At 47.8% G+C, this 25035-nt stretch carries 25 protein-coding genes, 1 pseudogene and 1 riboswitch; of the genes and pseudogenes, 14 read left to right on the forward strand and 12 right to left on the reverse strand.

Annotated features, from left to right (window positions below; genetic code table 11):
• Positions 1–70: 70 nt before the first annotated feature.
• Positions 71–415 carry a RidA family protein gene (locus GC128_RS12305; RefSeq protein WP_064511850.1) on the forward strand — a complete coding sequence of 115 codons (345 nt, stop codon included), beginning with the start codon at positions 71–73 and terminating at the stop codon, positions 413–415.
• Between the two features lie 116 nt (positions 416–531).
• Here GC128_RS12305 and GC128_RS12310 read toward each other — a convergent pair.
• Positions 532–705, reverse strand: a pseudogene (locus GC128_RS12310) (YoaH family protein); the annotation flags it as partial.
• Positions 706–813: 108 nt separating this feature from the next.
• On the opposite strand from GC128_RS12310, the gene pabB reads away from it, so the two are divergent.
• The 3 genes from pabB to sdaA all read left to right on the forward strand — a co-directional run bounded on the left by pabB (position 814) and on the right by sdaA (position 4396).
• Positions 814–2175, forward strand: coding sequence for an aminodeoxychorismate synthase component 1 (pabB, locus tag GC128_RS12315; RefSeq protein ID WP_151994547.1), 1362 nt, complete (start codon positions 814–816; stop codon positions 2173–2175).
• Positions 2176–2178: 3 nt separating this feature from the next.
• Entirely contained in the window at positions 2179–2757 is a 579-nt protein-coding gene (locus tag GC128_RS12320) for a CoA pyrophosphatase (RefSeq protein ID WP_151994548.1), read from the forward strand.
• A 274-nt stretch (positions 2758–3031) separates the two neighbouring features.
• Positions 3032–4396, forward strand: a complete 1365-nt coding sequence (sdaA, locus tag GC128_RS12325) for an L-serine ammonia-lyase (protein ID WP_151994549.1) — start codon at positions 3032–3034, stop codon at positions 4394–4396.
• Between the two features lie 45 nt (positions 4397–4441).
• On the opposite strand, the gene GC128_RS12330 is transcribed toward sdaA, so the two are convergent.
• The gene (locus GC128_RS12330) at positions 4442–5350 is read right to left on the reverse strand and encodes a LysR substrate-binding domain-containing protein (protein WP_151994550.1); all 909 of its coding nucleotides are present in this window, start codon (positions 5348–5350) and stop codon (positions 4442–4444) included.
• Between the two features lie 158 nt (positions 5351–5508).
• Here GC128_RS12330 and GC128_RS12335 point away from each other — a divergent pair, with 158 nt between their 5' ends.
• From GC128_RS12335 to GC128_RS12345, 3 genes are all read left to right on the forward strand, one after another.
• A complete protein-coding gene (locus tag GC128_RS12335; RefSeq protein ID WP_151994551.1) occupies positions 5509–6699 on the forward strand; it encodes an MFS transporter in 1191 nt (396 codons plus the stop codon).
• Between the two features lie 10 nt (positions 6700–6709).
• Positions 6710–7885: an amidohydrolase gene (locus GC128_RS12340; protein WP_151994552.1), complete on the forward strand. Its 1176-nt coding sequence runs from the start codon at positions 6710–6712 to the stop codon at positions 7883–7885.
• Between the two features lie 164 nt (positions 7886–8049).
• A complete protein-coding gene (locus GC128_RS12345; protein WP_151994553.1) occupies positions 8050–9645 on the forward strand; it encodes an EAL domain-containing protein in 1596 nt (531 codons plus the stop codon).
• A gap of 1 nt (position 9646) precedes the next feature.
• Here the strand turns inward: GC128_RS12345 and yoaE are convergent, their stop codons facing one another.
• Positions 9647–11206: a CNNM family cation transport protein YoaE gene (gene yoaE / locus GC128_RS12350; RefSeq protein WP_064511859.1), complete on the reverse strand. Its 1560-nt coding sequence runs from the start codon at positions 11204–11206 to the stop codon at positions 9647–9649.
• A 476-nt stretch (positions 11207–11682) separates the two neighbouring features.
• On the opposite strand from yoaE, the gene manX reads away from it, so the two are divergent.
• The 5 genes from manX to mntP all read left to right on the forward strand — a co-directional run bounded on the left by manX (position 11683) and on the right by mntP (position 15887).
• Entirely contained in the window at positions 11683–12651 is a 969-nt protein-coding gene (manX, locus tag GC128_RS12355; protein WP_064511860.1) for a PTS mannose transporter subunit IIAB, read from the forward strand.
• 75 nt (positions 12652–12726) lie between these two features.
• A complete protein-coding gene (locus tag GC128_RS12360; RefSeq protein WP_151994554.1) occupies positions 12727–13527 on the forward strand; it encodes a PTS mannose/fructose/sorbose transporter subunit IIC in 801 nt (266 codons plus the stop codon).
• Between the two features lie 12 nt (positions 13528–13539).
• Complete coding sequence (locus GC128_RS12365) at positions 13540–14394, forward strand: PTS mannose transporter subunit IID (protein WP_034495941.1); 855 nt, start codon at positions 13540–13542, stop codon at positions 14392–14394.
• Positions 14395–14459: 65 nt separating this feature from the next.
• On the forward strand, positions 14460–14918 hold the full coding sequence (locus GC128_RS12370) for a DUF986 family protein (protein ID WP_151994555.1): 459 nt from the start codon (positions 14460–14462) through the stop codon (positions 14916–14918).
• A gap of 198 nt (positions 14919–15116) precedes the next feature.
• Positions 15117–15304: riboswitch (yybP-ykoY riboswitch) on the forward strand.
• Positions 15305–15314: 10 nt separating this feature from the next.
• Positions 15315–15887, forward strand: a complete 573-nt coding sequence (gene mntP, locus GC128_RS12375; protein WP_151994556.1) for a manganese efflux pump MntP — start codon at positions 15315–15317, stop codon at positions 15885–15887.
• Here mntP and rlmA read toward each other — a convergent pair.
• The 7 genes from rlmA to mgrB all read right to left on the reverse strand — a co-directional run bounded on the left by rlmA (position 15879) and on the right by mgrB (position 21173).
• On the reverse strand, positions 15879–16691 hold the full coding sequence (gene rlmA, locus GC128_RS12380) for a 23S rRNA (guanine(745)-N(1))-methyltransferase (RefSeq protein WP_151994557.1): 813 nt from the start codon (positions 16689–16691) through the stop codon (positions 15879–15881). The genes mntP and rlmA overlap by 9 nt on opposite strands.
• A gap of 62 nt (positions 16692–16753) precedes the next feature.
• Positions 16754–18499: a peptidoglycan glycosyltransferase FtsI gene (gene ftsI / locus GC128_RS12385; RefSeq protein WP_151994558.1), complete on the reverse strand. Its 1746-nt coding sequence runs from the start codon at positions 18497–18499 to the stop codon at positions 16754–16756.
• Between the two features lie 233 nt (positions 18500–18732).
• Positions 18733–18942, reverse strand: a complete 210-nt coding sequence (cspE, locus tag GC128_RS12390; RefSeq protein WP_001062678.1) for a transcription antiterminator/RNA stability regulator CspE — start codon at positions 18940–18942, stop codon at positions 18733–18735.
• A gap of 13 nt (positions 18943–18955) precedes the next feature.
• The gene (locus GC128_RS12395) at positions 18956–19099 is read right to left on the reverse strand and encodes a DUF2627 domain-containing protein (RefSeq protein WP_072009398.1); all 144 of its coding nucleotides are present in this window, start codon (positions 19097–19099) and stop codon (positions 18956–18958) included.
• A gap of 530 nt (positions 19100–19629) precedes the next feature.
• The gene (locus GC128_RS12400) at positions 19630–20631 is read right to left on the reverse strand and encodes an MBL fold metallo-hydrolase (protein ID WP_151994559.1); all 1002 of its coding nucleotides are present in this window, start codon (positions 20629–20631) and stop codon (positions 19630–19632) included.
• Positions 20632–20667: 36 nt separating this feature from the next.
• Positions 20668–20955: a YebO family protein gene (locus tag GC128_RS12405; RefSeq protein ID WP_151994560.1), complete on the reverse strand. Its 288-nt coding sequence runs from the start codon at positions 20953–20955 to the stop codon at positions 20668–20670.
• A 74-nt stretch (positions 20956–21029) separates the two neighbouring features.
• Positions 21030–21173, reverse strand: a complete 144-nt coding sequence (gene mgrB / locus GC128_RS12410; RefSeq protein ID WP_072009397.1) for a PhoP/PhoQ regulator MgrB — start codon at positions 21171–21173, stop codon at positions 21030–21032.
• Positions 21174–21330: 157 nt separating this feature from the next.
• Between mgrB and GC128_RS12415 the strand changes: the two genes are divergently transcribed.
• On the forward strand, positions 21331–21573 hold the full coding sequence (locus GC128_RS12415; RefSeq protein WP_034455179.1) for a YobH family protein: 243 nt from the start codon (positions 21331–21333) through the stop codon (positions 21571–21573).
• A 46-nt stretch (positions 21574–21619) separates the two neighbouring features.
• On the opposite strand, the gene kdgR is transcribed toward GC128_RS12415, so the two are convergent.
• Complete coding sequence (gene kdgR / locus GC128_RS12420) at positions 21620–22411, reverse strand: DNA-binding transcriptional regulator KdgR (RefSeq protein WP_151994561.1); 792 nt, start codon at positions 22409–22411, stop codon at positions 21620–21622.
• 179 nt (positions 22412–22590) lie between these two features.
• Here kdgR and GC128_RS12425 point away from each other — a divergent pair, with 179 nt between their 5' ends.
• A complete protein-coding gene (locus tag GC128_RS12425; RefSeq protein ID WP_151994562.1) occupies positions 22591–23967 on the forward strand; it encodes an MFS transporter in 1377 nt (458 codons plus the stop codon).
• A gap of 45 nt (positions 23968–24012) precedes the next feature.
• Here GC128_RS12425 and htpX read toward each other — a convergent pair whose 3' ends face one another.
• On the reverse strand, positions 24013–24894 hold the full coding sequence (gene htpX / locus GC128_RS12430; RefSeq protein WP_034457026.1) for a protease HtpX: 882 nt from the start codon (positions 24892–24894) through the stop codon (positions 24013–24015).
• Positions 24895–25035 lie beyond the last annotated feature (141 nt).

The following is a 25035-nucleotide window of genomic DNA, read 5'->3' on the forward strand; positions in this document are numbered from 1 at the left end:
CCTGTGGAAGCCATCTGCAGATTGTGGCAGGCTGTAGCGCAAATATAAGTGAGCTGAAAAGGAAACAGTGATGAGTATTGTGCGTATAAAACCGGAAGCACGTTGGTCAGATGCAGTGATTCATAACAACACCCTGTACTACACCGGTGTGCCGGAAAATCTGGATGCGGATGCTTACGAACAAACCGCAAACACCCTTGCGCAGATTGACGCAATGCTGCTCGAACAAGGCAGCGATAAGAGTAAAATTCTTGATGCCACGATCTTCCTGCCAGAAAGTACTGACTTTGCAGCCATGAATAAAGCCTGGGACGAGTGGGTTGTTGCGGGTCATGCACCGGTACGTTGTACCGTGCAGGCAAAATTGATGAACCCGCGTTACAAAGTAGAAATTAAGATTATCGCGGCAGTGTGAAGAAATGCGGGTTTCGGCCCGCGTTACTTATCGTCGTCATTTTCTTCGTAATGATCGACATAGTGTTCTTCTTCGTCGTCATTTTCGTTTTCTTCATCACTTTCTGCGTCGCCGACATCATCATCCTCAAAACGGACTGCGACCATTTCACCGGTATGATTGGCACGAATTTCTGCTGCGACCATAGTGATGGCTTCACCACTACTCATGCCGTTAGCCATCAGTTCCTGAATTCGCTCAACGGCTTTTTGCTGTTGCTCGTGGGATAATGAGGGTAATCCTGAAAACATTTTCGACTCCTGTTACATTGCCTGGGTTAATTATTTCACGCTGCTTTCATTGATTCCAGAGGGTTTCCAGGTAAGCAGGATGATCTGTCTCTTTTTTAGTTGTGGTTTATGACGTTGCAAACTCTAACTTTTCGCACTTTGCCATGGCATTCGAATGCCGTTCAACACACTTTCAAAGCTATTGCACAGCAACCATGGGCGATGCTGCTGCATTCCGGCTTTGCTGAACATCCCCATAATCGCTTTGATATTCTGGTGGCCGAGCCGCGTGCAACTTTAGTAACCCATGGTGCTCAAACGACAATCTGCGTGGGAGGAGTCAGCTCGACTCATCATAGCGACCCACTACAACTGTTGCAGCAAACGCTGGACAATTTTGGCTACCAGCCAGCAACTCACCCGGAATTACCTTTCTTAGGCGGTGCGTTGGGATTATTTGGTTATGATCTGGGTCGTCATTTCGAAAAAGTACCAGAAATTGCACAGGCCGATCTCAACACTCCGGACATGGCAATTGGCATTTATGACTGGGCTTTGATTGCCGACCATAAACTAAAAAAACTCACACTTATTTGCTGGGGTGAATGTTCTGCACGACTTAACTGGCTGGAAGCGCAAATAGCTCCGGTTGTTGAGCCGTTTCGCCTGACGAGCGCGTGGCGCTCGAGTATGACCCGCGAGCAGTATGGACTTAAATTCCGGCAGGTACAGGAATATCTCAAAAGCGGCGATTGTTACCAGGTCAATCTCGCGCAACGCTTTAACGCCTGTTATCAAGGTGATGAATGGCAAGCATTCGAACAACTGAACACCGCTAATCGTGCGCCATTTAGTGCCTTTATTCGTCTGCCTGAAAGCGTAATTCTTAGCCTGTCTCCCGAGCGTTTTATTTTGCTCGAAGGCAAGAATATCCAAACACGCCCGATTAAGGGCACTTTGCCGCGCCTTGCCGATCCGATTGACGATGCGCAGCAAGCTGAAAAACTTGCCAACTCGCCAAAGGATCGGGCCGAAAACCTGATGATTGTCGATCTACTGCGGAATGACATTGGCCGGGTTGCCGTGCCAGGCAGCGTAAAAGTACCAGAACTGTTTGTTGTCGAGCCCTTCCCGGCAGTTCATCACCTCGTTAGTACGATCACTGCAAAGTTGCCACAACATCTACAGGCAACAGATTTACTGCGTGCGTGCTTCCCGGGTGGTTCTATTACCGGGGCACCAAAAGTCCGCGCCATGGAAATCATCGAAGAACTGGAGCCGCAACGGCGCAATGCCTGGTGTGGCAGCATTGGATATCTGAGCTTCTGCGGCAATATGGACACCAGTATTACCATCAGGACACTCACTGCCGAAGGCGGCAAACTGTACTGCTCTGCAGGTGGTGGCATAGTTGCCGATAGTGTTGAATCTGCGGAATATCAGGAAACCTTTGATAAAGTTAATCGTATTCTGCCGCAATTAGAGAGTTGATGAATGTCTGGTTCCTCCTTGACCATGAACGATTTTTTATCGCGTTTTCAACTGCTACAACCGCCAGCAACGCGGATGAGCGGTAATAAACGCCAGGCCGCCGTATTGATCCCTATCGTCCGCCGCCCGCAACCCGGACTGCTGCTGACACAGCGTTCTGCCATGATGCGCAAACATGCCGGACAAGTGGCCTTCCCCGGTGGGGCGGTTGATGACACGGACGAGTCGTTAATTGCGGCCGCGCTGCGCGAAGCCTGGGAAGAAGTCGCCATTTCTCCTGAAAGTGTCGAAGTGATTGGTACTTTGCCACCGGTTGATAGCGTTACGGGATTTCAGGTCACGCCGGTTGTAGGCATTATTCCGCCCAACTTGCCCTACCACGCCAGCGAGGATGAAGTCGCGGCAGTATTTGAAATGCCATTGATGGAGGCCCTTACACTTGGCCGTTACCATCCGCTGGATATTCACCGTCGTGGCAACGCCCACAGGGTTTGGCTTTCCTGGTATCAGCACTATTTTGTCTGGGGCATGACGGCCGGAATCATCCGTGAATTAGCCTTGCAGATAAGTGTGGAACCCTGATCACTCTTTAATCCTGTAAAAACAGCTATATTTAGCAGAGTGTCTTGCTGAGGTTTTATTCCCTTATTTGCATCATGGGTAAAAGAAATGGTGAATGACTCTGGACTTATCCCCCGACAACCGCATTTTCAGGCCGGATTAGTCAAGTTACAGTTAACCATTAGTTTAATTCATGTGAATAGTTTACTACAGTGAGCAATAAATTTTTAAACTAGCTGACTGCGATTTTGCAGCAGCAAATTTTATTTATCTGGTGCCTTGGAAGGAGTTTTGTGTGATTAGCATATTCGACATGTTCAAAGTCGGCATTGGGCCATCCAGTTCCCATACCGTCGGTCCGATGAAGGCCGGTAAGTTGTTTGTCGATGATCTGGTCGAAAAAGGATTACTGGAAAGCACGACGCGTATCGCTGTCGATGTTTACGGTTCCCTGTCGCTGACAGGTAAAGGGCACCATACCGACATCGCTATTATCATGGGTCTTGCAGGCAACGAACCTGCTACCGTCGATATTGATTCAATCCCGGCGTTTATCCGTGATGTTGAAACCCGTGGTCGTTTGTGGCTGGCCCAGGGACGACATGAAGTCGATTTCCCGAAAGATTCAGGTATGTGTTTCCGCAACGACAACCTGTCGCTGCATGAAAACGGCATGACTATTCACGCGTTCAGTGGCGATCAAGAGATCTACACCAAAACGTACTATTCCATCGGCGGTGGTTTTATCGTTGATGAAGAACATTTCGGCAAAGAAGCGACCGACGAAATCGTCGTGCCTTACTCGTTCAATTCTGCCGAAGAGATGCTTAAGCACTGCAAAGAAACTGGCATGTCTCTGTCCGGCGTGATCATGCAGAACGAGCTGGCTTTGCATAGCCGTAAAGAAATTGAAGAGTATTTTGCCAACGTATGGCAGACCATGCGTGCCTGTATCGACCGTGGTGTGAACACCGAAGGCATTCTGCCTGGTCCATTGCGTGTGCCACGCCGTGCTTCTGCATTGCGCCGTATGCTGGTTTCTAGCGATAAACTGTCTAACGACCCAATGAATGTGGTCGATTGGGTGAACATGTTTGCGCTGGCCGTTAACGAAGAAAACGCTGCTGGTGGGCGTGTGGTAACTGCACCTACTAACGGTGCCTGCGGTATCGTTCCTGCTGTTCTTGCTTACTATGACCACTTTATCGAGTCAGTCAGCCCGGATACCTATATCCGCTACTTCCTCGCATCAGGTGCAATTGGCGCGCTCTACAAGATGAATGCGTCTATTTCTGGTGCAGAAGTCGGCTGTCAGGGTGAAGTAGGCGTGGCCTGCTCTATGGCTGCCGCAGGTCTTGCTGAAATTTTAGGCGCAAGCCCAGAGCAAGTTTGTGTTGCCGCGGAAATCGGTATGGAACATAACCTGGGTTTAACCTGTGACCCGGTTGCAGGCCAGGTTCAGGTGCCTTGTATCGAACGTAACGCCATTGCCTCGGTAAAAGCGATTAATGCTACTCGTATGGCGATGCGCCGTACCAGTGAACCGCGTGTCTCTCTCGATAAGGTTATCGAGACCATGTACGAGACAGGCAAAGACATGAACGCCAAATATCGTGAAACTTCACGTGGCGGCTTGGCAATCAAAGTACAGTGTGACTAATCCTTTCTGGCCCTCTGCAAAGAGGGCCAACCTACTCTGCCAAATCTACCACGGGTAATTTTGACACTGCTGACGCAGCGCTAATAAAAATTGCCGCGCAGTTGCTGTTAAGTCCGACTTCTGTGACCAGATAACGCAATACTGTGCCGACGGCAGCGTCGTTATTGGTAATACGGTCAGCCGGTCTTGTAAGAATAATGGTGTGCTCATCGCTCGGGCGACTATCGTCAAATAATCCGAATGCAGGACCATATTGAGCCCACAAATCACTGAATCTGTTCGAATCGGTGCTTCATGCATCTGGCCATAAAACTCATTGAGTTCATCTTGCAACTGTTGGTAATAACCGATATTTGCTTCCGGCAGCAACCACTTTGCCCTGCGCAATTCAGCCAACGATGTGGCCCCTTCCAGTGGATGCCCACCCCGGGCAATCACACAAAAAGGCGCACTAAACAGCGGCTCAACAATGACATCTTCAGGCACTTTGGCAGGATTGATTGTCCCAATAGCCAGATCGAGCTCTCCTTGTTGTAACAGCGGCAGCAATGTTGTCAGTTGCCCTTCTTTGATATGCAAACTTGCTTGCGGCAAGCGTGATTTAAAGCTGTCGGCTACGGCCGGAAAAACACTTAATGCAATCAATGATGAAAAACCAATGGTCAGTTTGCCTTGTGAAAAGTGGTTAATTTGTTCCACTTCCTCGGCCGCACGCTGTAGTTCCTCCAGAATCCACTCAGCCCGACGGGAAAATGCCTCTCCTGCCTCGGTTAAGGTGATGCCTTCGTTTCCGCGCAGAAATAGTTGCGCTGATAAAGTTTGCTCCAGCTCTCGTAATGTCCTGCTCACCGCTGGCTGAGATTGCCCCATTACTCGCGCAGCTCCACGGATGCTGCGGCTGCGCACCACTTGTCTGAAGACATGTAACTGCTGCATTTTCGGCAAATACTTCATGCACACCCCTATCAATAAAAAGCATCACCCCAAACAAAATTGCATCTTTTGCGAGAATACCCGCACTGCTTATATAGCTATCAGAGTTATCCATATGAACGCTGCAACCAACGGGGCGATTCGCTCCTGGAACGGAATTCCGCATAAGGGTCCGCACGATGAAAAAAAGTCACTCCTTGATGATTTTCCTGTTATTTCTGGGCTATGTCATTGTCTATATAGATAAAACGGTGATGGGCTTCGCATTATTGCCTATCGAAAAAGAGTTTGGCGTCTCCACACAGCAACTAGGGTACATCACCGGCATTTTCTTCCTCTCTTACTCACTGTTTCAGATACCGGCAGGCTGGCTAAATGACCGCATTGGTTTTCGTAGCATGCTGGTTGCTTCACTCTGCCTGCTCGGTGGATTTGCGCTTTGTTTCGGTGTTCTGGGGTTAAGCTTTGGTATGTTGATAGTCTTCCGCTTCCTGGCGGGAATCGGTCATTCTGGATACCCATGTTCCTGCGCCAAAGCGGTGGTCAGTAACTTTAGCGTTGAAAAACGAACATTCGCCCAATCAATCCTGCTCTCATCCGCCGGGCTTGCAATGACCATTGGCCCGATGGTGGCAGTCAGCGCATTAACGCATATTGGCTGGCGCGGCTCGTTTGCCGGGCTCGGTTTGATGGCATGCGCAGTTGCCATAGTTATCTTTATGCTGGTGAGTAAACCACCCGTCACGACGAAAGCCACCTCTACCACCAGTTATCGCACGCTGTTGAAAAATCCAACCGTGATACTGCTATTCGTTTCTATCTTCTGCATCAATATTCCAAGTTATGGTTTGATGGCCTGGCTACCAAAGTTTTTGGTACAACAGCGCCATATGCCGCTTGAAACCTCAGGGCTTGTGATTGCTGCCGGAGGCGTAGGTATCTGGATTTCATCGCTTGGCACCGGTTGGTTGGTCGGTAAATATTTTCAGGGACGCGAGCCACTGGTGATTGTTGCCTGCTCTATAGCCAGTGCTCTGTGCATCTTCACCATTTACCACATGCCTTCGCCCGTCACCGCCAGTGTGTTCTTGTTTCTTGGACAAGTCTTTTTGATGGGCAGTTTTGTCACGGCTTTCACCTTGCCGATGAAACGCCTGCCGGTAGAAACCATGGGGGCCGCGATTGGCCTGATTAATACCGGTGGCACCCTGGGCGGTTTTGTTTCTCCTATCGTGATGGGCTACCTCATTGGCACAAGCCAGGACTACTACACCACGTTTATCTTCCTTTCCTTGTCGATGATCTGCGCAGCGCTAGCCGTCTTACCATTGATGGCAAAAAGAACCGCGCTGAACACTGTGACCGAATAACGGAGCTATTATGACTTTCAATATCGATATTCTGACTGACGAAGTGGCCCATGACGTTTCTCGCTGGCGCCAGCATATTCATGCCAACCCGGATCTCTCTTTTCAGGAGCAAGCCACCGCTGATTATATCGCCTCAGAGTTAGCAAGCTTTGGGCCGCTTGAGTTGCGTCGTCTGACACCAAACAGCGTTGTGGCTGAATTGAAGGGAAAACTCCCTGGCCCAGTATGGGCGCTACGTGCGGATATTGATGCCCTGCCGATTCAGGAAGAGAGCGGCGAAGCTTTCTCCTCATGTAAACCAGGTGTGATGCATGCCTGCGGGCATGATGCCCATGCGGCGATGTTAATGGGTGCGGCAAAAGTGCTGTGTCATTTCCAGGACAGGCTCAAAGGCTCGGTACGTTTTATTTTCCAGCATGCAGAAGAAGTGCCGCCGGGAGGTGCTCAAGAGCTGGTAAATTTGGGCGTGCTGCAAGATGTCGAATACATCTTTGGCCTGCATGTGATGCCAGATAAGCCCACGCAAACCTTGTCACTGAAAGAAGGCGTGTTCAGCGCATCAAGCGATAATTTCGATATTGTGATAACCGGGAAAGGCGGTCATGGCTCAATGCCGCACCAGTGTATTGACCCAATTGTTATCGGTGCAGAAATTGTCAGCGCATTGCAGCAAATTGTTGCCCGCAAGCTCGACCCTCTGCACGCACCAGTATTAACCATCGCCACTTTCCAGTCGGGTGAAAGCTACAATGTCATCCCGAATAGTGCCCATCTTGCCGGTACACTGCGTACACACAACCAAAAAGTGCGTGAACAGGTTCCGCAACTCATGCAGCAAGTGATTGCAGGGGTTGTTGCCGCTCACGGAGCAAGTTTTGATATTCAGTGGCAAGCGGGTTATGCCGTCGGGAATAATCATGCTTCTGCCTGCGAGATTGCGCGCAAAGTTATCGAAGAAAATTTCCCGCCTCAAACGCTGCACACGGTAACAACACCGTTATTTGGGAGTGAAGATTTCTCTTCGTATCAGCAACATGTTCCGGGATGCTTTATTTTCGTCGGTTGTAGAAATCCCGACAAAGGCGCTGTTTGGAATGTCCACAATCCACACTTCCTTTTGGATGAAGATGCTATGAAAGTGGGGGTTAAAACTCATCTGAGTCTGATAAGCCAAATGTTTGTTTAAATATTCACTAAAATAGCAAGCGTCGTGTCTGCGGCGCTTGCACGAAAGACTCCATTAGCGCTCATCTAAAAGTATGATTTTCCCTTCGGATGTCCGATCCCCCACTACACTTGGAATGTTCTGTGTGCCGATTTCGGTCGCGGTTCAAAACAAGGTGGTCGCGGATGCAGACGGCACAACACATATTAAGAGATTATCGCCGCAGACGATTGATTGTCTGCGTTGCGTTAGCCGTATTAGTGCTGCTGCTGACACTCAGTGCGCGCTACATTGCCGATCGTGATTCGAATGAACAACGTATGCACGCATTTAACCAACGAGCTGTCAGTTCACTTGAAAACGTTCTGATACCGCTTGATTTAGCAAGCAAAGATGCGATGCAGCTAATAGGGTTATCATGTGAAGCCGCGCAACTGAGGATGCGGGAATTAGTGGCGCGTATGCAAACAGTACGCGATATTGGCCTAATTAAGGATGATATCTTTTATTGCTCAAGTATTTTTGGCCCACGCTCAATACCCATTGATCTGGTGCAACCCCGCTTGCCATCATCATTACCACTCTTATTCCTCTCGATAGACCATACGTTACTTAAAGGCACGCCGATTCTTCTATCCTGGCATCCTCTGCGCAATAGTCAGCATGAAGGTGTTATGCAAATTATTAATATTGAGTTGCTATCGGGATTTATGCTTGAACCCAGACGCCCCTGGGTCTCCCGTGCGATGTTAAATGTCGCCGGTTCGCATTATGAATATGGGAAAGGGTTACTGCCCCGAATTACCGTTGACGACGGGCAAGTCAGCCATGAACTGGAATCCGATATATTTCCTTTTTCCGTCACTATTATTGGCCCATCCTCCAGTCAGTTGGCATTACAAAATATGCCAACGCAACTGCCGCTGGCACTGATCTTAAGCATGTTGATTGGCTATATAACGTGGCTTGCCACCGCGAACCGAATGAGCTTTTCCTGGGAGATTAATCTTGGGCTTGCCTTACATGAGTTCGAAGTTTTTTGCCAGCCGCTAGTCAGCTCACGTAATCTTCAATGTGTTGGCGTGGAGTTACTTTTGCGGTGGAATAATCCCCGCCAGGGCTGGATTTCACCTGATGTATTTATCCCACTTGCTGAACAGCAAAATTTGATAGCACCACTAACACGATTTGTACTTTCAGAAACAGTACGTAATCTTGATATCTTTCCGAAAGCCCCTGATTTCAATATCGGGATCAACATCGCGGCAAGTCATTTCCATAATGGCGAGATTATCGAAGATTTGCGCCACTACTGGTTCCCAGTCCACCCTATACAGAAACTGACCCTTGAGCTTACGGAGCGTGATGCCTTACCAGATGTCGATCTTCGGGTGATACGCGATTTACATCGCATGGGAGTCGATTTGGCTATAGATGATTTCGGTACAGGTCAAAGTTCACTGGCTTATCTCGAAACATTAAATCCAGACGTGCTGAAAATCGATAAGTCGTTTACTGCAGCGATTGGGACCGACGCGGTCAATTCGACAGTAACTGACATTATTATTGCGCTGGCGCAGCGGTTAGAAATTGGTTTAGTTGCGGAAGGTGTTGAAACGCCGCAGCAAGCAGAGTATCTGCGTAACCACGGCGTAAATGTACTACAAGGATTTTTGTATGCGCGGCCAATGCCTTTGAAAGAGTTTCCGCGCTGGCTGGGGAGCAGCACGCCGCCCCCACGCAGGAATGGTCACGTTATTCCCATTATCCCGCTACGCTAATTTACTCTTCTTCGTCTTCATGTTCAGAGCGTTCTTTTACCACACGAACCAAGTCCACACGGTAATCGTTGGCCTTCACAATCTGGATGCGTAGCGGAGCCAGTTCAATAACATCGCCCACTTTAGGGATTTGGCCATTCACCGCGATAACCAAACCGGCGATAGAGGCAATGTCTTCCTCATCATTCACCAGATTGTTGATATCAAGATGCTGCTGAATCGCATGCAGGTCGGTTGAACCTTTAACTAACCAACCATCGCCATCACGCACGATTTCGGGTGTTTCGTCGGCATCAGGGAATTCACCGGCGATAGCTTCCAGAACATCCAGCGGTGTTACCAGGCCTTGAACCACACCAAACTCGTTATTAACGATAACGAAACTACCGCGAGCACGACGAAGCACACCCAGCAAGTTAATCGGGTCCAGCGTTTCCGGAACCACAATTGCAGGTGAACGTGCAGCAATAGAAACCACATCACCACCGTTTTCCAGCGCTACCAGCAACTCTTTGGCACGCACGATGCCGATGATTTCATCAAGTTCCCCATGACAAACCGGGAACAAGCTGTGCGGTGACTCCAGTAACTGCTCACGAATTTCAGCGGTGGTTTTATCGGCATCAACCCATGATATTTCACCACGCGGCGTCATAATGCTGCGTAGCGAACGAGATGCCAAAGTCAGCACACCGTTAATCATGTAACGCTCTTCTTCAGCAAAAGATTCTGCTTCAATTGGCGTGATGGTTTTGTTGTCTTCATTTGACGAACGCTGTTGGCGTTTGCCATTCATCAAACGCAAAATCGCATCAGCCGTACGGGCACGTAACGGCACATTTGACTGATGGCGAATAAAGTTACGGCGCGCAATCTGGTTGAAAAACTCGATGATTATCGAGAAACCAATTGCCGCATACAGGTAACCTTTCGGAATATGGAAACCGAAACCTTCTGCTACCAGGCTCAGACCAATCATTAACAAGAAGCTCAGGCACAGCACGACGACCGTAGGGTGTTGGTTAACAAAATTCGTTAACGGTTTGGACGCCAACAACATCACACCCATCGCGATAACTACTGCCGCCATCATCACTGGCAGGTGATTTACCATGCCCACCGCGGTAATAACCGCATCCAGTGAAAACACCGCATCCAGTATAACAATCTGTAAAACCACAACCCAGAAACTGGCGTAACCTTTGCCATGCCCATCATCATGCTGGCGGTTTTCCAGCCGCTCATGTAGCTCCGTCGTTGCCTTAAACAACAAGAACAGGCCACCAAATAGCATAATGAGATCGCGCCCGGAGAACGTCATTTCGCCAACACTGAACAGCGGTTGCGTTAGCGTCACCATCCATGAAATTAACGACAATAAGCCCAGTCGCATCACCAAAGCCAAGGATAAACCGATAAGTCTGGCTTTATCTCGTTGTTTTGGTGGAAGTTTGTCCGCAAGGATGGCAATAAAGACCAGGTTATCAATACCCAGCACTATTTCCAGCACAATCAGCGTCAGTAAACCCACCCATATTTGGGGATCCATTAAGAGTTCCATGACAAGCTCCTGCTTTGGGAATAACTCATCGGCATCGCGCGCAAGGCGGACGCAAAGAGGCAAATTGAGGTATTAACGGGGCGTGAAACGCCAATGTGAAGGACTGAGTTTTCAGACCTGAAATTGAAAAGACGTCGATGACGGTCCATACGGTGGGCTACTGCCCTTTACTCCTAAGCAATTAAACGAGATGCAAACAATATCAGAGCAAAATACCCTTTTGCAAAGATTTACCTGATTTTGCAATTTTACTGTCATTGACCTCGTTCATTATTTGCCCGGCGAATCATTAAGTTGTTAGCAAACCTAAATTACGGATCTTCATCACATAAAATATTTTTTTCACTGACTAAAATAAATCGGTCTTAAGTTACACATCTTTACTCATACCGTTATCTGAATCGATTCGCTTGAGAAACGGATAATCTACAAAACACCTTTTAAGGGTGTGGCTATACCAACACAGGAGGTAGCAAGTGACTATTGCTATTGTCATAGGCACGCATGGCTGGGCAGCAGAACAATTGCTGAAAACCGCAGAAATGCTATTGGGCGAACAAGAAAACGTTGGCTGGATAGATTTCGTTCCCGGTGAAAACGCCGAAACTCTTATTGAAAAATATAACGCTCAACTGGCAAACCTGAACACCGACAAAGGTGTGCTGTTTCTTGTCGATACTTGGGGTGGTAGCCCGTTTAATGCAGCCAGCCGTATTGTCGTCGATAAAGAGCATTACGAGGTCGTCGCCGGGGTCAATATTCCGATGCTGGTTGAAACCCTGATGGCTCGTGATGATAACCCTTCCTTTGATGAGTTAGTGGCAATCGCTGTTGAAACAGGTCGTGAAGGGGTTAAAGCCCTGAAAGCTAAACCTGTTGAAAAGGCTGTACCTGTTGCGCCTGTTGCTGCACCTAAAGCCGCAGCACCGCTCAAGCCAATGGGTCCGAAGGACTACATGAATATCGGTCTGGCACGTATAGATGACCGTTTAATTCATGGCCAGGTTGCAACCCGCTGGACCAAAGAAACTAACGTCACACGCATTATTGTTGTCAGCGATGAAGTAGCAGCCGATACCGTGCGTAAAACACTGTTGACGCAAGTTGCTCCTCCGGGTGTGACAGCTCACGTCGTTGACGTCGCTAAAATGATTCGCGTGTGGAATAACCCGAAATATGCAGGCGACCGTGTGATGCTGCTGTTCACCAACCCAACCGATGTTGAACGCGTCGTGGAAGGTGGAGTAGACATTAAGTCAGTCAATATCGGTGGTATGGCGTTCCGCCAGGGTAAAACCCAGGTTAACAACGCGATCTCTGTCGATGAAAAAGATATTGAAGCCTTCAAGAAACTTAACGAGCGCGGCATTGAGCTCGAAGCCCGTAAAGTTTCAACCGATCAAAAATTGAAAATGATGGATCTGATCGCGAAGGTGAAAAGCTAATTACTGATGTGATTTGCTTAATTCTACGTTTTGCTCAGTTTTCACACATAAGTCATACGTTTAAGGAGAAGTACAATGGAGATTACCACTCTTCAGATTGTGCTGGTGTTTGTCGTAGCCTGTATTGCCGGTATGGAGTCGGTGCTCGATGAATTTCAGTTCCACCGTCCGCTGGTCGCCTGTACCTTAATCGGTCTGGTACTCGGTGATATGAAAACCGGTATTATTATCGGTGGTACGCTTGAAATGATCGCGCTGGGTTGGATGAACATTGGTGCGGCAGTTGCTCCCGATGCAGCACTTGCGTCAATTATTTCAACCATACTGGTTATAGCCGGGCATCAGGGCATCGGTTCTGGTATCGCTCTGGCCATTCCACTGGCAGCAGCAGGCCAGGTACTGACCATTATCGTTCGTACTATTACAGTGGGCTTCCAGCACGCAGCAGATAAGGCCGCCGAAAGTGGCAACCTATCGGCGCTCTCCTGGATTCACGTTTCTTCCCTGTTCTTGCAAGCAATGCGTATCGCAATCCCTGCCGTTATCGTCGCAGTTTCCGTCGGCACTAGTGAAGTACAGAACCTGCTGAATGCCATTCCTGAAGTGGTAACCAGCGGTCTGAACATCGCCGGTGGCATGATTGTTGTTGTGGGTTATGCGATGGTCATCAACATGATGCGCGCAGGCTACCTGATGCCATTCTTCTATCTGGGCTTCGTTACCGCGGCTTTCACCAACTTCAACCTGGTAGCACTGGGTGTGATTGGTGCTGTGATGGCAATTTTGTACATCCAGTTGAGCCCGAAATACAACCGTTCTGCCGGTGCTCCAGCACCTGCTGCCGGTGCTAACGATCTCGATAACGAATTAGATTAATAGGTGAGCGAAATGGTTGATACCACCAAAACAACGACTACCGAGAAGAAACTCACCCCAGGTGATATTCGTGGCGTGTTCCTGCGTTCAAACCTCTTCCAGGGTTCCTGGAACTTCGAACGTATGCAAGCGTTGGGCTTCTGCTTCTCAATGATTCCGGCAATTAAACGCCTGTATCCTGAAAATAACGATGCTCGTAAACAAGCAATTAAGCGTCACCTGGAATTCTTTAACACCCATCCATACGTTGCGGCTCCTGTATTGGGCGTTACGCTGGCGATGGAAGAACAGCGTGCAAACGGTGCAGAGATTGACGATGGTGCCATTAACGGTATCAAAGTTGGTTTGATGGGGCCGCTGGCTGGTGTAGGCGACCCTATCTTCTGGGGTACCGTACGTCCAGTATTTGCAGCACTTGGTGCTGGTATCGCAATGAGCGGTAGCCTGCTTGGCCCACTGTTGTTCTTCATCTTGTTTAACGCTGTGCGTTTGCTGACTCGTTATTACGGTGTCGCTTACGGTTACCGTAAAGGGATCGATATCGTTAAGGATATGGGCGGCGGCTTCCTGCAAAAACTGACTGAGGGGGCGTCAATTCTCGGCCTGTTTGTCATGGGGGCGCTGGTTAACAAGTGGACACACGTTAATATACCGCTAGTCGTGTCGAAGATTACCGACCAGACTGGCGCTGTGAAAGTGACCACTGTTCAAACTATTCTTGATCAGTTGATGCCGGGTCTTGTGCCACTGCTGTTAACGTTTGCTTGTATGTGGCTGCTGCGTAAGAAAGTCAACGCGCTGTGGATCATCATGGGCTTCTTCGTTATTGGTATTGTCGGTTATGCTATCGGCCTGCTAGGTCTGTAATTAGTTTGGGATACGAACCGGGGCCCTTGCCCCGGTTTTTTATTGTTTAGAGTGAAGGTAGTGTTATGACTTTGACGGATGTAGTTCTGCTGGTATTTATTGTGCTGTTGCTTGCCTGGGCGGTTTACGATGAGTTCATCATGGATAAGCTCAAAGGCAAAACCCTGCTAAAAGTTCCCCTTCTGCGGCGCAACCGTATCGACGCAACCATTTTCTTCGGGTTGGTTGCTATCCTCATCTACAACAACGTCACCTCTGGCGGCGCTCCGGTCACCACCTGGTTATTATCTGCGCTGGCACTCATTGCTATTTATATTTCGTGGATTAGACAACCTAAATTACTGTTTAAAACAGAAGGTTTCTTCTTCGCAAATGTATGGGTTTTATATTCCCGAATTAAAGAAATGAATTTATCTGAGGATGGTGTTCTGGTGTTGCAATTAGAACAACGCCGCTTGCTCATCCGGGTGAAAAACATTGATGACCTTGAGAAGATTTATAAGTTAATGGTTGTGACTCAATAGGTTAACAACATAGCAAAGTCTATATTCCTATATTTTTTGTACGATCTCTAAAATATAGCCGCTGCTATTTCGCACAATTAGTGTGCTCTTATTTTAACGATTTTATTATCAATTAAAGATAATGAAAATCGTTATCATTTAAGCGTTGAGAATAATAGCTTCAATTATTGTTTTATCTTTAAAGAATATGTTAAGGTTGCGCCCGTCGTTGGGGAGTAGCCGATTTTCGCGATTGCGAAAATGTACATGTCAACATACTCGTTACTTGTTTAAGCAAGATTTATAACGTGGCATGTACGACTCAAATACTGAGTAGGCGAGACCATAGGCACGTAACCATCATTTAAGTTGGGGATGGTTGACGTGTATATGGATATTCCCAACTGAGGCATTTGCATGAATCTCTCCGCTACTATTATTCTCGCTTTTGGCATGTCGATGGATGCTTTTGCTGCATCAATCGGGAAAGGTGCCTCTCTCCATAAACCTAAGTTTTCCGAAGCGTTACGTACCGGACTTATCTTTGGCGTCATCGAAACCATCACCCCGTTGATCGGCTGGTGCCTTGGGCTTTTGGCAAGTCAGGTCGTTCTCGACTGGAACCATTGGGTGGCATTTGTTCTGTTGGTGTTCCTTGGTATCCGCATGGTTTATGAGGGAATTCGTGGCGACGATGGTGAAGAAGCACCAAAATTACAGCGCCATGGTTTCTGGTTATTAGTGACCACCGCGATCGCCACAAGCCTTGATGCTATGGCAGTGGGTGTTGGTCTTGCCTTCCTGCAAGTTAATATTATCGAAACCGCACTGGCTATTGGTTGCGCGACCATGATTATGTCCACGCTGGGTATGATGCTGGGCCGCTTTATCGGCCCGCTGCTCGGTAAGCGCGCCGAGATCCTCGGCGGTGTGGTGCTAATTGGGATTGGTTGTCAGATTCTTTACAGCCACTTTAGCGCATTAAACTGATGATTCGCGTCGCCAGACGCGAATGACAAAATCTGTCTCACAAGCGAATGCCGTTTCAGCCGTCAAAGCCTGCCACACTTCCGGGCGGGCACGCCAGGCGAACGGCGTCATTTGTAATAGCGCAACCGCTTCATTTCCCTGTAACGTCATCGGCCAGCCAATGCGCTGCGTCTGTTCTGCTATAAAACCAGGTAAAGACTCGGACTCGGTGCTGTGCAGCACCACATTGTCATAAATTAAACCTTTCAGCTGCATTAAATGACGTGGGCCCGGCGTGGCGGTGATGACGATGCCGCCGGGTTTCACCACCCGCGCTAGCTCTTCAGCTTTGCACGGGGCAAAAATACGCACCACGGCATCCAGACTATTATCATCAAACGGCAAACGGTGGCTTGATGCCACACAGAACTGCACCTGCGGATAGCGCTTTGCCCCGTAGCGAATCGCTACTTTTGCAACATCTAATCCCCAGGTCATTCCTCCATGTTTTGCGACAATCTGTGCAAAACCAGCAGTGTAATACCCTTCCCCGCAGCCAATATCCAACAAAGTAGCCGGGGCAGCCTGTTCTAAAATAAGGCAGATAGCATCGCGCAGCGGCTGATAATGCCCGGCATCAAGGAATGTTCTGCGGGCCTGCATCATTTCGCTGCTATCGCCCGGGTCTTTTGAACGCTTATGCTGAACCGGCAGCAAATTCACATATCCCTCTTTTGCCTTATCGAATTGGTGGCCTTGCGGGCAAACAAAGCTCTTCCCCTCGGGATCAAGCGGTGCATGACAAAGCGGGCAAAGATAAGACATAAGAACTCCAGGCAATCGTAAAGGGCGCAAGTGTACCGCTTACGCCCCGCTTCGAAAAGCCACTAACCTGCCGGACCCTCGACAACAGCCTTATTTAACACCGTTAAATTGGTATCCCCTTGTGGCAAACCATCAGGTTCAATATTCTCCAGACGCAATACATCGCTCATTATCTGGCTGAAGACCGGTGCCGAAACTGCACCGCCGTAGTAAGCGCCATTTTCCGGATCGTTAATTACCACCACCAGCGCAAAGCGCGGATTACTCGCAGGAGCGACACCTGCGGTATAGGCAATGTATTTGTCGATGTATTTGCCATCATCGCCAATTTTCTTGGCCGTTCCGGTTTTAATGGCAACTCGATAGCCACGTACTGCGGCTTTAATCCCGCCTCCGCCAGGCAGTGCCACACTTTCCATCATATGTTCAACCTGATGGGCAATGGTTTCAGACATCACCCTTTGCCCAACTACAGGCGGATCAACACGGGTAATAGAAAGTGGGCGGGTAATGCCATAGCTGCCGATAGTGGCGTAAACATGCGCTAGTTGCAGAGGTGTGACCATCAAACCATAACCAAAGGAAAATGTGGCGCGATCCAACTCTCCCCAGAACTTACGGTGCGGTAACAGGCCACTGCTCTCCCCTGTCAGCCCCAATCCTGTTGGCATTCCAAAACCGAAGTTCTTATAGGTATCCAACAACTTTTGGATTGGCATCGCCAGAGAAAGGCGTGAAACCCCTGTGTCGCTCGATTTTTGCAGGATTCCTGTCAGCGTAAGTTGCGGGTAGTAACCCACGTCGCGTATACGGTGACCATCAATGGTATAAGGATGGGTGTCCACCACGCTATCAGGTTGAACAATCCCCTGCTGCAGCGCGGTCATGACTACCATCGGTTTAACGGTTGAACCTGGCTCGAAAGTGTCGCTAATTGCCCGATTACGGAAATCGTTCAGCGTGGCACCATCACGATTATTTGGGTTAAACGTCGGACAACTCGCCATCGCTAATACTTCGCCAGTATTAACATCCAGGATAACTGCTGCGGCTGACTCAGCTTTATTCCAGGAGACAGCGTTACTCAGTGCGTCTTCCGTGACCGTTTGCAGTCGTTCATCAATGCTTAGCATGAGGTTGTGAGCAGGGTTTGCTGCAGTTTCCGTGATATTTTCTATGACGTGCCCATGCCTGTCTTTACGAACCAGTCTCTCACCCGCTTTGCCCGTCAACTGGCGATTAAAACTCTTCTCAATGCCTTCAATACCTTGATCATCAATGTTGGTAAAACCGAGCAAGTTTGCTGCAACATGGCCTGCGGGATAAAACCGACGTGATTCATCCCGTAATGAAATTCCTGGCAGTTTCAGGCTCTCGATGTATTGCGCTTGCTGTGGATCAAGTTGGCGGGCGAGGTAAATGAAGCGATCGGCTGGATTACGGCGAATGCGTGCAGCAATTTCATTAAGTGGCATGTGTAAGGTTGTTGCCAGGGCCTGCCAGCGGCTACTGATTTGCACGCCACCTTTTTCCATTACTGTTTTCGGGTCAGCCCAGATTGCTTTTACCGGCACGCTCACCGCCAACGGTCTGCCATTGCGGTCTTCTATCATTCCACGAGGTACGACAATGGGTTCTTCACGTAAAGAACGCATGTCTTCCTGCTTAACCAGATTTTCGGGTGAGATGATTTGCAACCAGGCAACACGTCCCAGCAAGAACACCAGACACATAAAGATAGCGATGCAAAGAAGAGCAAAACGCCACTGAATAAAGTTACCCACGATTCCAGGGGCGGTTTTTCTCACATTCAATCCTTAACGACAACTAAGCGATTGAAAATTTAAACATAATGGGGAAACTAACCAGACAGGAACAGTGCTACAAGATGCGCTGCTTTGCTACAAGACATAACTGGGAGAGCTTTCCAGAAACACATAGAAAAATAATGGTCAACATTCAGACATGAAAAAGCCCCGCTACAAGAGCGAGGCTTTCATCAAAATTTGGCGTTATTCGCGCCAGGTCTAATTCAGACGAATTAGATAGCAGTTACGTTAACCGCTGCAGGGCCTTTCTGGCCGTCCTGGATTTCGAACTCAACGTTCTGGCCTTCAGCCAGAGTTTTGAAGCCGTTACCCTGGATTGCAGAGAAGTGTACGAACACATCTTTGCTGCCGTCAGCAGGAGTAATGAAGCCAAAACCTTTAGACTCGTTGAACCACTTAACTTGACCTTTAATCTTTGCCATTTTGCAAAATTCCTTAGATTGTTTTCTTTGCCCGGAGGCATAACTTAGCTAAAACAGAGACATTACTGCATGAGGCACTAATATAAGGCTCGGCAGAGAAGCGGTATTCAACGACAACGTGTTTACTCAGAACTTCTTTACTGAAAATGCCACACATAAACAGAACTGTACCTCGTTTAACCCAACGTGTTATCACATACAACGCAATCAATGGCAAGCCATTTTTCGGTGTGTATCGATCTGTCGCACAAATTCCGAAACTCATATTGTAATGAAAATGAAATGCACAATTTGTGCATAGATTAACAGTAAACAAAGATGATTCCGTGCATTTATATGACGACCGCAGACAACGTTTTTACCATAGCCCAAAGATATCTTTTCGTCCAGGTGAAGTGCGAAAAAGTCGAGATCATCGGCATTATGCTTATGATTTTTTTAGCATAGCTATGCAAAAAATGAACAACCTCACATTGCTACGAAAACAATAGAATTGGTATCAGAAATAGCGAGAATGGAAAAATGAATAAACCTTGAGCGGTTGTCTGATTATATTGCACCAAAAGAATGAAAGTTTAATCAACCCTTGCTTCATGATGAGGCAATAAAACGTTTCGCTATATTTTCGATGTAATAAAGTAACCAAAAGATAGCTCGTAATAGCGTCTTAAAATTTTTTAATAATGTTTAAATCTTAATTTTAAATAAGTGTGAACTTTGACCAATACACAACGGCGAAAAGAGTCGGCTTTCCTCGCCTTCATCATCAAGTGCGGTTAGTAGCTCTTGCGGTGGCATGTCCAGTGATTCATCAGCCAGTTCAAATACCCCCCAATGGATAGGAACCGTAAAAGGCCTGCCCAACTGCTGCCAAAGCGTAACCGCCTGCTGCGGATCCATATGATGGCTACTCATGAACCAGCGCGGAGAATAAGCACCTATTGGTATCAATGCCGCATCCAGGGGGCCTCTGAACAAAGCAATATCAGCAATTCCTGCTGTATAGCCCGTATCGCCGCTAAACCATATCCTTAAGTGGCTGCTTTCTATAATCCACCCGCACCACAAACTCCGGTTACGATCCCAGAATGAACGCATGCTCCAGTGCTGTGCCGGCACCGCTGTAAAAGTCATTCCTTGCAGGGTAATGCTCTGCCACCAGTCAAGCTCAGTCACATGGCGTATACCTCGACGGGTAAACCAATGTTTTAAGCCCAACGGGACAAAGAAATGAGTATCGGGGAAACAACGGACAATCTGTAGAATGGTGGAACGGTCCAGGTGATCGTAATGATTATGCGAAATCAAAACGGCATCAAGTTGATGCAATTCATTGATATGAATTGGGGATGGAGTCCTACGCTCAGGACCTGCAAACGATAATGGGGAAGCTCGCTGGGACAACACGGGGTCGGTCAATAAATATAGACCATTGATACGCAGCAATACCGTTGCATGCCCTAACCACCATAGCCGATCATCCTTACCCTGGAGTTCAGCCTTTTGCCACCAACGTTCAGTGAAAGCGGCATAACCATTACTCGGAGGATGGGGCAATCCCTGCGCTTTTCGCTCTTTTCGCCAACGTTCAACATCACCCGGTTTTCGTAAGCTTGACTCCAGATTACGAAAACCGTCGATTAGGTGATGAGATTTTAGGGGATCAAACCAAGGATTTTTCCACCGCATGGTCACTCCACAGCAACACAAACAGGTTTATCCGGATTAACGCTCAGCGACCAGACGAATAAAATCGTCTTCCACTTCGTCATCTTCCTTTGTTACTTCTGGTTCTTCCTTAGCTACTTCAGGCTCGTTCGCTTCACACAAACGTCGTAACAGAGCAGTCTGCCGCTTTTGCTGATCCAGCAACTCTTCAAGAAGCTCAATCTGTTCATTGGTGCGGCTACTCGCACGGTTAACAAAGAACCACATTACGAGGCCGATAACCAGTACCACCAGGGAAACTGTCAGGGACACGATATTCAACGCGCCAACACTTAATTCGTTCATATTACCACCTCAGCAAAACGCGCTATTCTACACCTGCCGGGTCTTAAGGTAAGCACTATGTGGATAAAAACACACTACCAGGGAATAAATTTATTAATTGTACAAATGCCGCTGAAAAATTGTACATCCTGATCGCACATTACGTTGACCATTTGGGTCCATAGCAGCAGGCAGACGAAAAAAACCGCAATCAGAATAAGCCATCTGTACTTTCTCACTACTCTCTCCACCTCTTTCCTATTTATTGTAAAGTCTGGCATAGACAGCCTAAACGACACATAACTCTCACGTATATTATTTAAGAATCATCACATTGCTACTACAGTGCAATCCGCTACGCTTAGAAGTCTAATTACTTAATAATAAGAGGTACCTATGCGTATTGTGATCCGCACTATTATTGTAATAGCGCTTTTGTGGATCGGTTTACTCCTCTCTGGATATGGAGTTTTGATTGGAAGTCATGAAAATGCTGCAGGTATGGGGCTTCAATGCAAATACCTAACTGCTCGAAATGTCACCACAGCACAATTTGTTCATACCAGTAGTGGAATTATCGGACTTAGCGATTGCCCAGTATTGCGTAAAAGTGATGAAGTTATCGATACAGGAAACTAGGAACATATAAAGAAAACGCCGCTAAATAGCGGCGTTTTCTATTTCATCAGAATGGATATTCGTGATAACCCATTTGTTCAGAAATAGTTCGCGCTGCGTCATGAAGCATCGCTACATATTCATGAAGTCTGTCTTCAGAAAAACGAAGTATTGGGAATGAAATACTCAAACCAGCAATAACGACACCAAATCGGTCAAAAACAGGTACGCCGATGCAGCGTAAACCTTCTTCCTGTTCTTGGTTATCTTCACCGTAACCCTGCTCACGCACGGTATCCAGAACGTCTAACAATTCGTCAGTACTCATGATAGTGCGCTCAGTGCTGCGGTTATATTCCACATCAGCAAGGATTTCACGCACTTCATTGCGATCGCGCCACGCCAGAAGCACTTTACCAATCGCGGTGCTGTACAATGGGTTACGACGACCTATGCGCGAGTACATGCGCAGGTTGTACATAGAGTCAATTTTATGGATATAGACAATACTGTCTTCATCCAACGCACCCAAGTGGATGGTTTCTTTCGTCAGACGCGATAGTTCTCGCATTTGAATGTCTGCGCTACGAATCAAATCAACGTTCTGCAATGCACGCGCACCCAGCTCAAACAGCTTTAGGGTAAGCGAGTATTTTTCAGATTCGCCTTCCTGAGCAACATAACCCAGGGATTTCATAGTCTGCAAAAAGCGATAGACGGTACTTTTTGACATCATTACACGTTGCGATAATTCAGTAATACCAATTTCGCGTTCTTCGCCAAGCGCCTGTAAAATGCCAAAAACTTTCAGGACAGAAGAGACAGAATCAGGTTGTTTATCCAGATCTGCGATAGCCATTAAATCACCTCGATCGCATTTGTTTTATAAAAATCAGAACTGGTTTTTAGTATAAGTTGACTACCATGTCATCGCAATAAATCTATTCTATTTCGTTACAAATCTGCGATATATCCCTTAAATTTAGTGCTATTATTATTGCTCTTCGAATAAATCACCCTTGAAGTTAAATTTCCCTTATGGATAAAACCCTTGCTGATGGGCTGCCAATACCGCAGCGCTATGGTGCTATTTTGGCCATTGCGTTGGGTATCACAATGGCAGTTCTGGATGGCGTGATCGCAAACGTAGCACTTCCAACTATTGCCCGAGAACTAAATGCCAGTCCGGCAGAATCCATCTGGATAGTGAACAGCTATCAAATCGCGATAATTATTTCGTTACTGTCGATGTCATTCTTAGGCGATATTTTCGGCTATCGCCGGGTATATCAGTGCGGGCTAATTCTGTTCTGCATGACATCACTATTCTGTGCGCTGTCGAATTCATTGCCCATGTTGACGTTTGCTCGTGTGCTTCAGGGCTTTGGCGGTGCCGCCTTAATGAGCGTCAATACTGCTCTTATCAGGCTTATCTACCCGCAAAAATATCTCGGCCGTGGGATGGGGATTAACTCATTTATTGTCGCCGTATCCTCAGCTGCCGGGCCAACTATTGCCGCCGCTATTCTTTCTGTCGCGTCGTGGAAATGGCTGTTTTTGATTAATGTGCCAATTGGTATTCTCGCGCTATTACTAGCAATTCGTTTTCTGCCTCCCAATCAACAAAAATCGCAGGGACAACGCTTCGATATCCCTAGTGCGATTATGAATGCCTTGACGTTCGGCCTGTTGATCTCGGCAATTAGTGGTTTTGCCCAAGGGCAGTCAGGGTGGCTGATCATTTCCGAGCTCGTTGCATTAGCTGTGATTGGCTTCTTTTTTATTCGTCGCCAATTGAAACTCCCCTTCCCTCTGTTACCCGTGGATTTATTACGTATTCCTGTATTTTCATTATCTATGGGAACGTCTGTTTGTTCCTTCGCTGCTCAAATGCTAGCGATGGTTTCACTTCCCTTCTTTCTGCAATCAACACTAGGACGCAGCGAAGTCGAAACGGGTCTGCTTCTCACACCGTGGCCAATTGCAACAATGATAATGGCACCGGTTGCTGGTCATTTGATTGGGCGAGTGCATGCAGGGCTGCTGGGTGGGCTCGGGCTTGTTGTTATGGCATTCGGTTTATTTGCTTTAGCCTTGTTACCTCACAACCCTACCGATATCGATATCATCTGGCGCATGCTTTTATGCGGCGCTGGTTTCGGTTTGTTCCAGTCACCTAATAACCACACCATCATTTCTTCAGCACCGCGTAACCGCAGCGGCGGTGCCAGTGGCATGTTAGGCACGGCTAGATTGTTAGGACAGAGTTGCGGTGCAGCTCTGGTGGCTTTGATGTTCAACCTTTTCGCGATTCACGGAACGCATGCATCGCTTTTACTGGCAGGGAGTTTTGCGACCATCGCCGCCATTGTAAGCAGTTTACGCATGTCCCAACCTACGACTTCGCAGGCATAAAAAAAGCGTGCCAGCGATGGCACGCTTTTTTACTACGTTTTACGACTACTTCAGGTATTCGCCGTTACGCAGTGCTTCAATACGTTTGTCCAAAGGTGGGTGAGTCATGAACAGTTCGCTCATAGACTTCGCCTTACCATTGATACAAAACGCCATCATGCTGCTGGCTTCTTGCGGTTCATAGCTGGTTTTCAGGCGCTGCAGTGCGGCAATCATTTTTTCACGACCGACCAATTTTGCAGACCCGGCATCAGCATGGAATTCACGGTGACGTGAGAACCACATTGTGATAATGCTCGCCAGAATACCAAATACCAGTTCCAGCACAGTCGCAATGGCAAAATAGACAAACGGGTTGCCGTTGTTGCTCTCACCTTCATCCCGATTACCAGACAAGAAGCCAGAAGCGACTTGCGCGATGATACGAGAAATAAAGATTACGAAGGTGTTCACCACGCCCTGAATCAGCGTCATGGTTACCATGTCGCCATTCGCGATATGGCTGATTTCGTGTGCGATAACCGCTTCTGCTTCATCACGGCTCATGTTCTGCAGAAGACCGGTGCTAACAGCAACAAGCGATGCATTACGACGTGCACCAGTGGCAAATGCATTAATATCTGGCGCATGGTAAATAGCCACCTGCGGCATGGCGATACCCGCTTGCTGAGACTGTTGGCGCACTGTTTCCATCAGCCAGCGCTCTGTTTCATTGCGCGGTTGCTCAATCACTTCCCCGCCCACTGAACGCAATGCCATCCATTTGGACATCAGTAATGAGATGATTGAACCACCAAAGCCAAACAACACCGCCATGATCATCAGACCCTGTACGCTGCTCGACTGGATCCCCGTCAGGCTTAGCACTAGCCCGAAAACGACCATGACTGCAAGGTTGGTCAACAGGAAAAGCCCGATACGCATCATAATTTTCTTTTTACCTCGGTTAAAAATACGCATTCTGCGTTACCCCACATCGTAGGGGCAAGCTTGCTATTTTCAAGCATTCATCGTTGCCAAGTAGTTAATAATACATAACTTTACATTTAAGAGGAGGTTGATTTACGC

This window comes from Buttiauxella massiliensis, assembly GCF_902500225.1.
GTDB classification, from domain to species: domain Bacteria; phylum Pseudomonadota; class Gammaproteobacteria; order Enterobacterales; family Enterobacteriaceae; genus Buttiauxella; species Buttiauxella massiliensis.

Coding starts and splice junctions, on each gene's coding strand:
- GC128_RS12415 (WP_034455179.1), top strand. CDS start 21,331: ATGCGTATTGTGATCCGCACTATTATTGTAATAGCGCTTTTGTGGATC.
- yoaE (WP_064511859.1), bottom strand. CDS start 11,206: ATGGAACTCTTAATGGATCCCCAAATATGGGTGGGTTTACTGACGCTG.
- cspE (WP_001062678.1), bottom strand. CDS start 18,942: ATGGCAAAGATTAAAGGTCAAGTTAAGTGGTTCAACGAGTCTAAAGGT.
- rlmA (WP_151994557.1), bottom strand. CDS start 16,691: ATGTCTTATCTTTGCCCGCTTTGTCATGCACCGCTTGATCCCGAGGGG.
- GC128_RS12340 (WP_151994552.1), top strand. CDS start 6,710: ATGACTTTCAATATCGATATTCTGACTGACGAAGTGGCCCATGACGTT.
- GC128_RS12305 (WP_064511850.1), top strand. CDS start 71: ATGAGTATTGTGCGTATAAAACCGGAAGCACGTTGGTCAGATGCAGTG.
- GC128_RS12360 (WP_151994554.1), top strand. CDS start 12,727: ATGGAGATTACCACTCTTCAGATTGTGCTGGTGTTTGTCGTAGCCTGT.
- GC128_RS12370 (WP_151994555.1), top strand. CDS start 14,460: ATGACTTTGACGGATGTAGTTCTGCTGGTATTTATTGTGCTGTTGCTT.
- GC128_RS12330 (WP_151994550.1), bottom strand. CDS start 5,350: ATGAAGTATTTGCCGAAAATGCAGCAGTTACATGTCTTCAGACAAGTG.
- GC128_RS12425 (WP_151994562.1), top strand. CDS start 22,591: ATGGATAAAACCCTTGCTGATGGGCTGCCAATACCGCAGCGCTATGGT.
- GC128_RS12400 (WP_151994559.1), bottom strand. CDS start 20,631: ATGCGGTGGAAAAATCCTTGGTTTGATCCCCTAAAATCTCATCACCTA.
- kdgR (WP_151994561.1), bottom strand. CDS start 22,411: ATGGCTATCGCAGATCTGGATAAACAACCTGATTCTGTCTCTTCTGTC.
- GC128_RS12335 (WP_151994551.1), top strand. CDS start 5,509: ATGAAAAAAAGTCACTCCTTGATGATTTTCCTGTTATTTCTGGGCTAT.
- GC128_RS12365 (WP_034495941.1), top strand. CDS start 13,540: ATGGTTGATACCACCAAAACAACGACTACCGAGAAGAAACTCACCCCA.
- GC128_RS12345 (WP_151994553.1), top strand. CDS start 8,050: ATGCAGACGGCACAACACATATTAAGAGATTATCGCCGCAGACGATTG.
- GC128_RS12320 (WP_151994548.1), top strand. CDS start 2,179: ATGTCTGGTTCCTCCTTGACCATGAACGATTTTTTATCGCGTTTTCAA.
- GC128_RS12405 (WP_151994560.1), bottom strand. CDS start 20,955: ATGAACGAATTAAGTGTTGGCGCGTTGAATATCGTGTCCCTGACAGTT.
- mntP (WP_151994556.1), top strand. CDS start 15,315: ATGAATCTCTCCGCTACTATTATTCTCGCTTTTGGCATGTCGATGGAT.
- GC128_RS12395 (WP_072009398.1), bottom strand. CDS start 19,099: ATGTGTGGCATTTTCAGTAAAGAAGTTCTGAGTAAACACGTTGTCGTT.
- htpX (WP_034457026.1), bottom strand. CDS start 24,894: ATGATGCGTATCGGGCTTTTCCTGTTGACCAACCTTGCAGTCATGGTC.
- pabB (WP_151994547.1), top strand. CDS start 814: ATGACGTTGCAAACTCTAACTTTTCGCACTTTGCCATGGCATTCGAAT.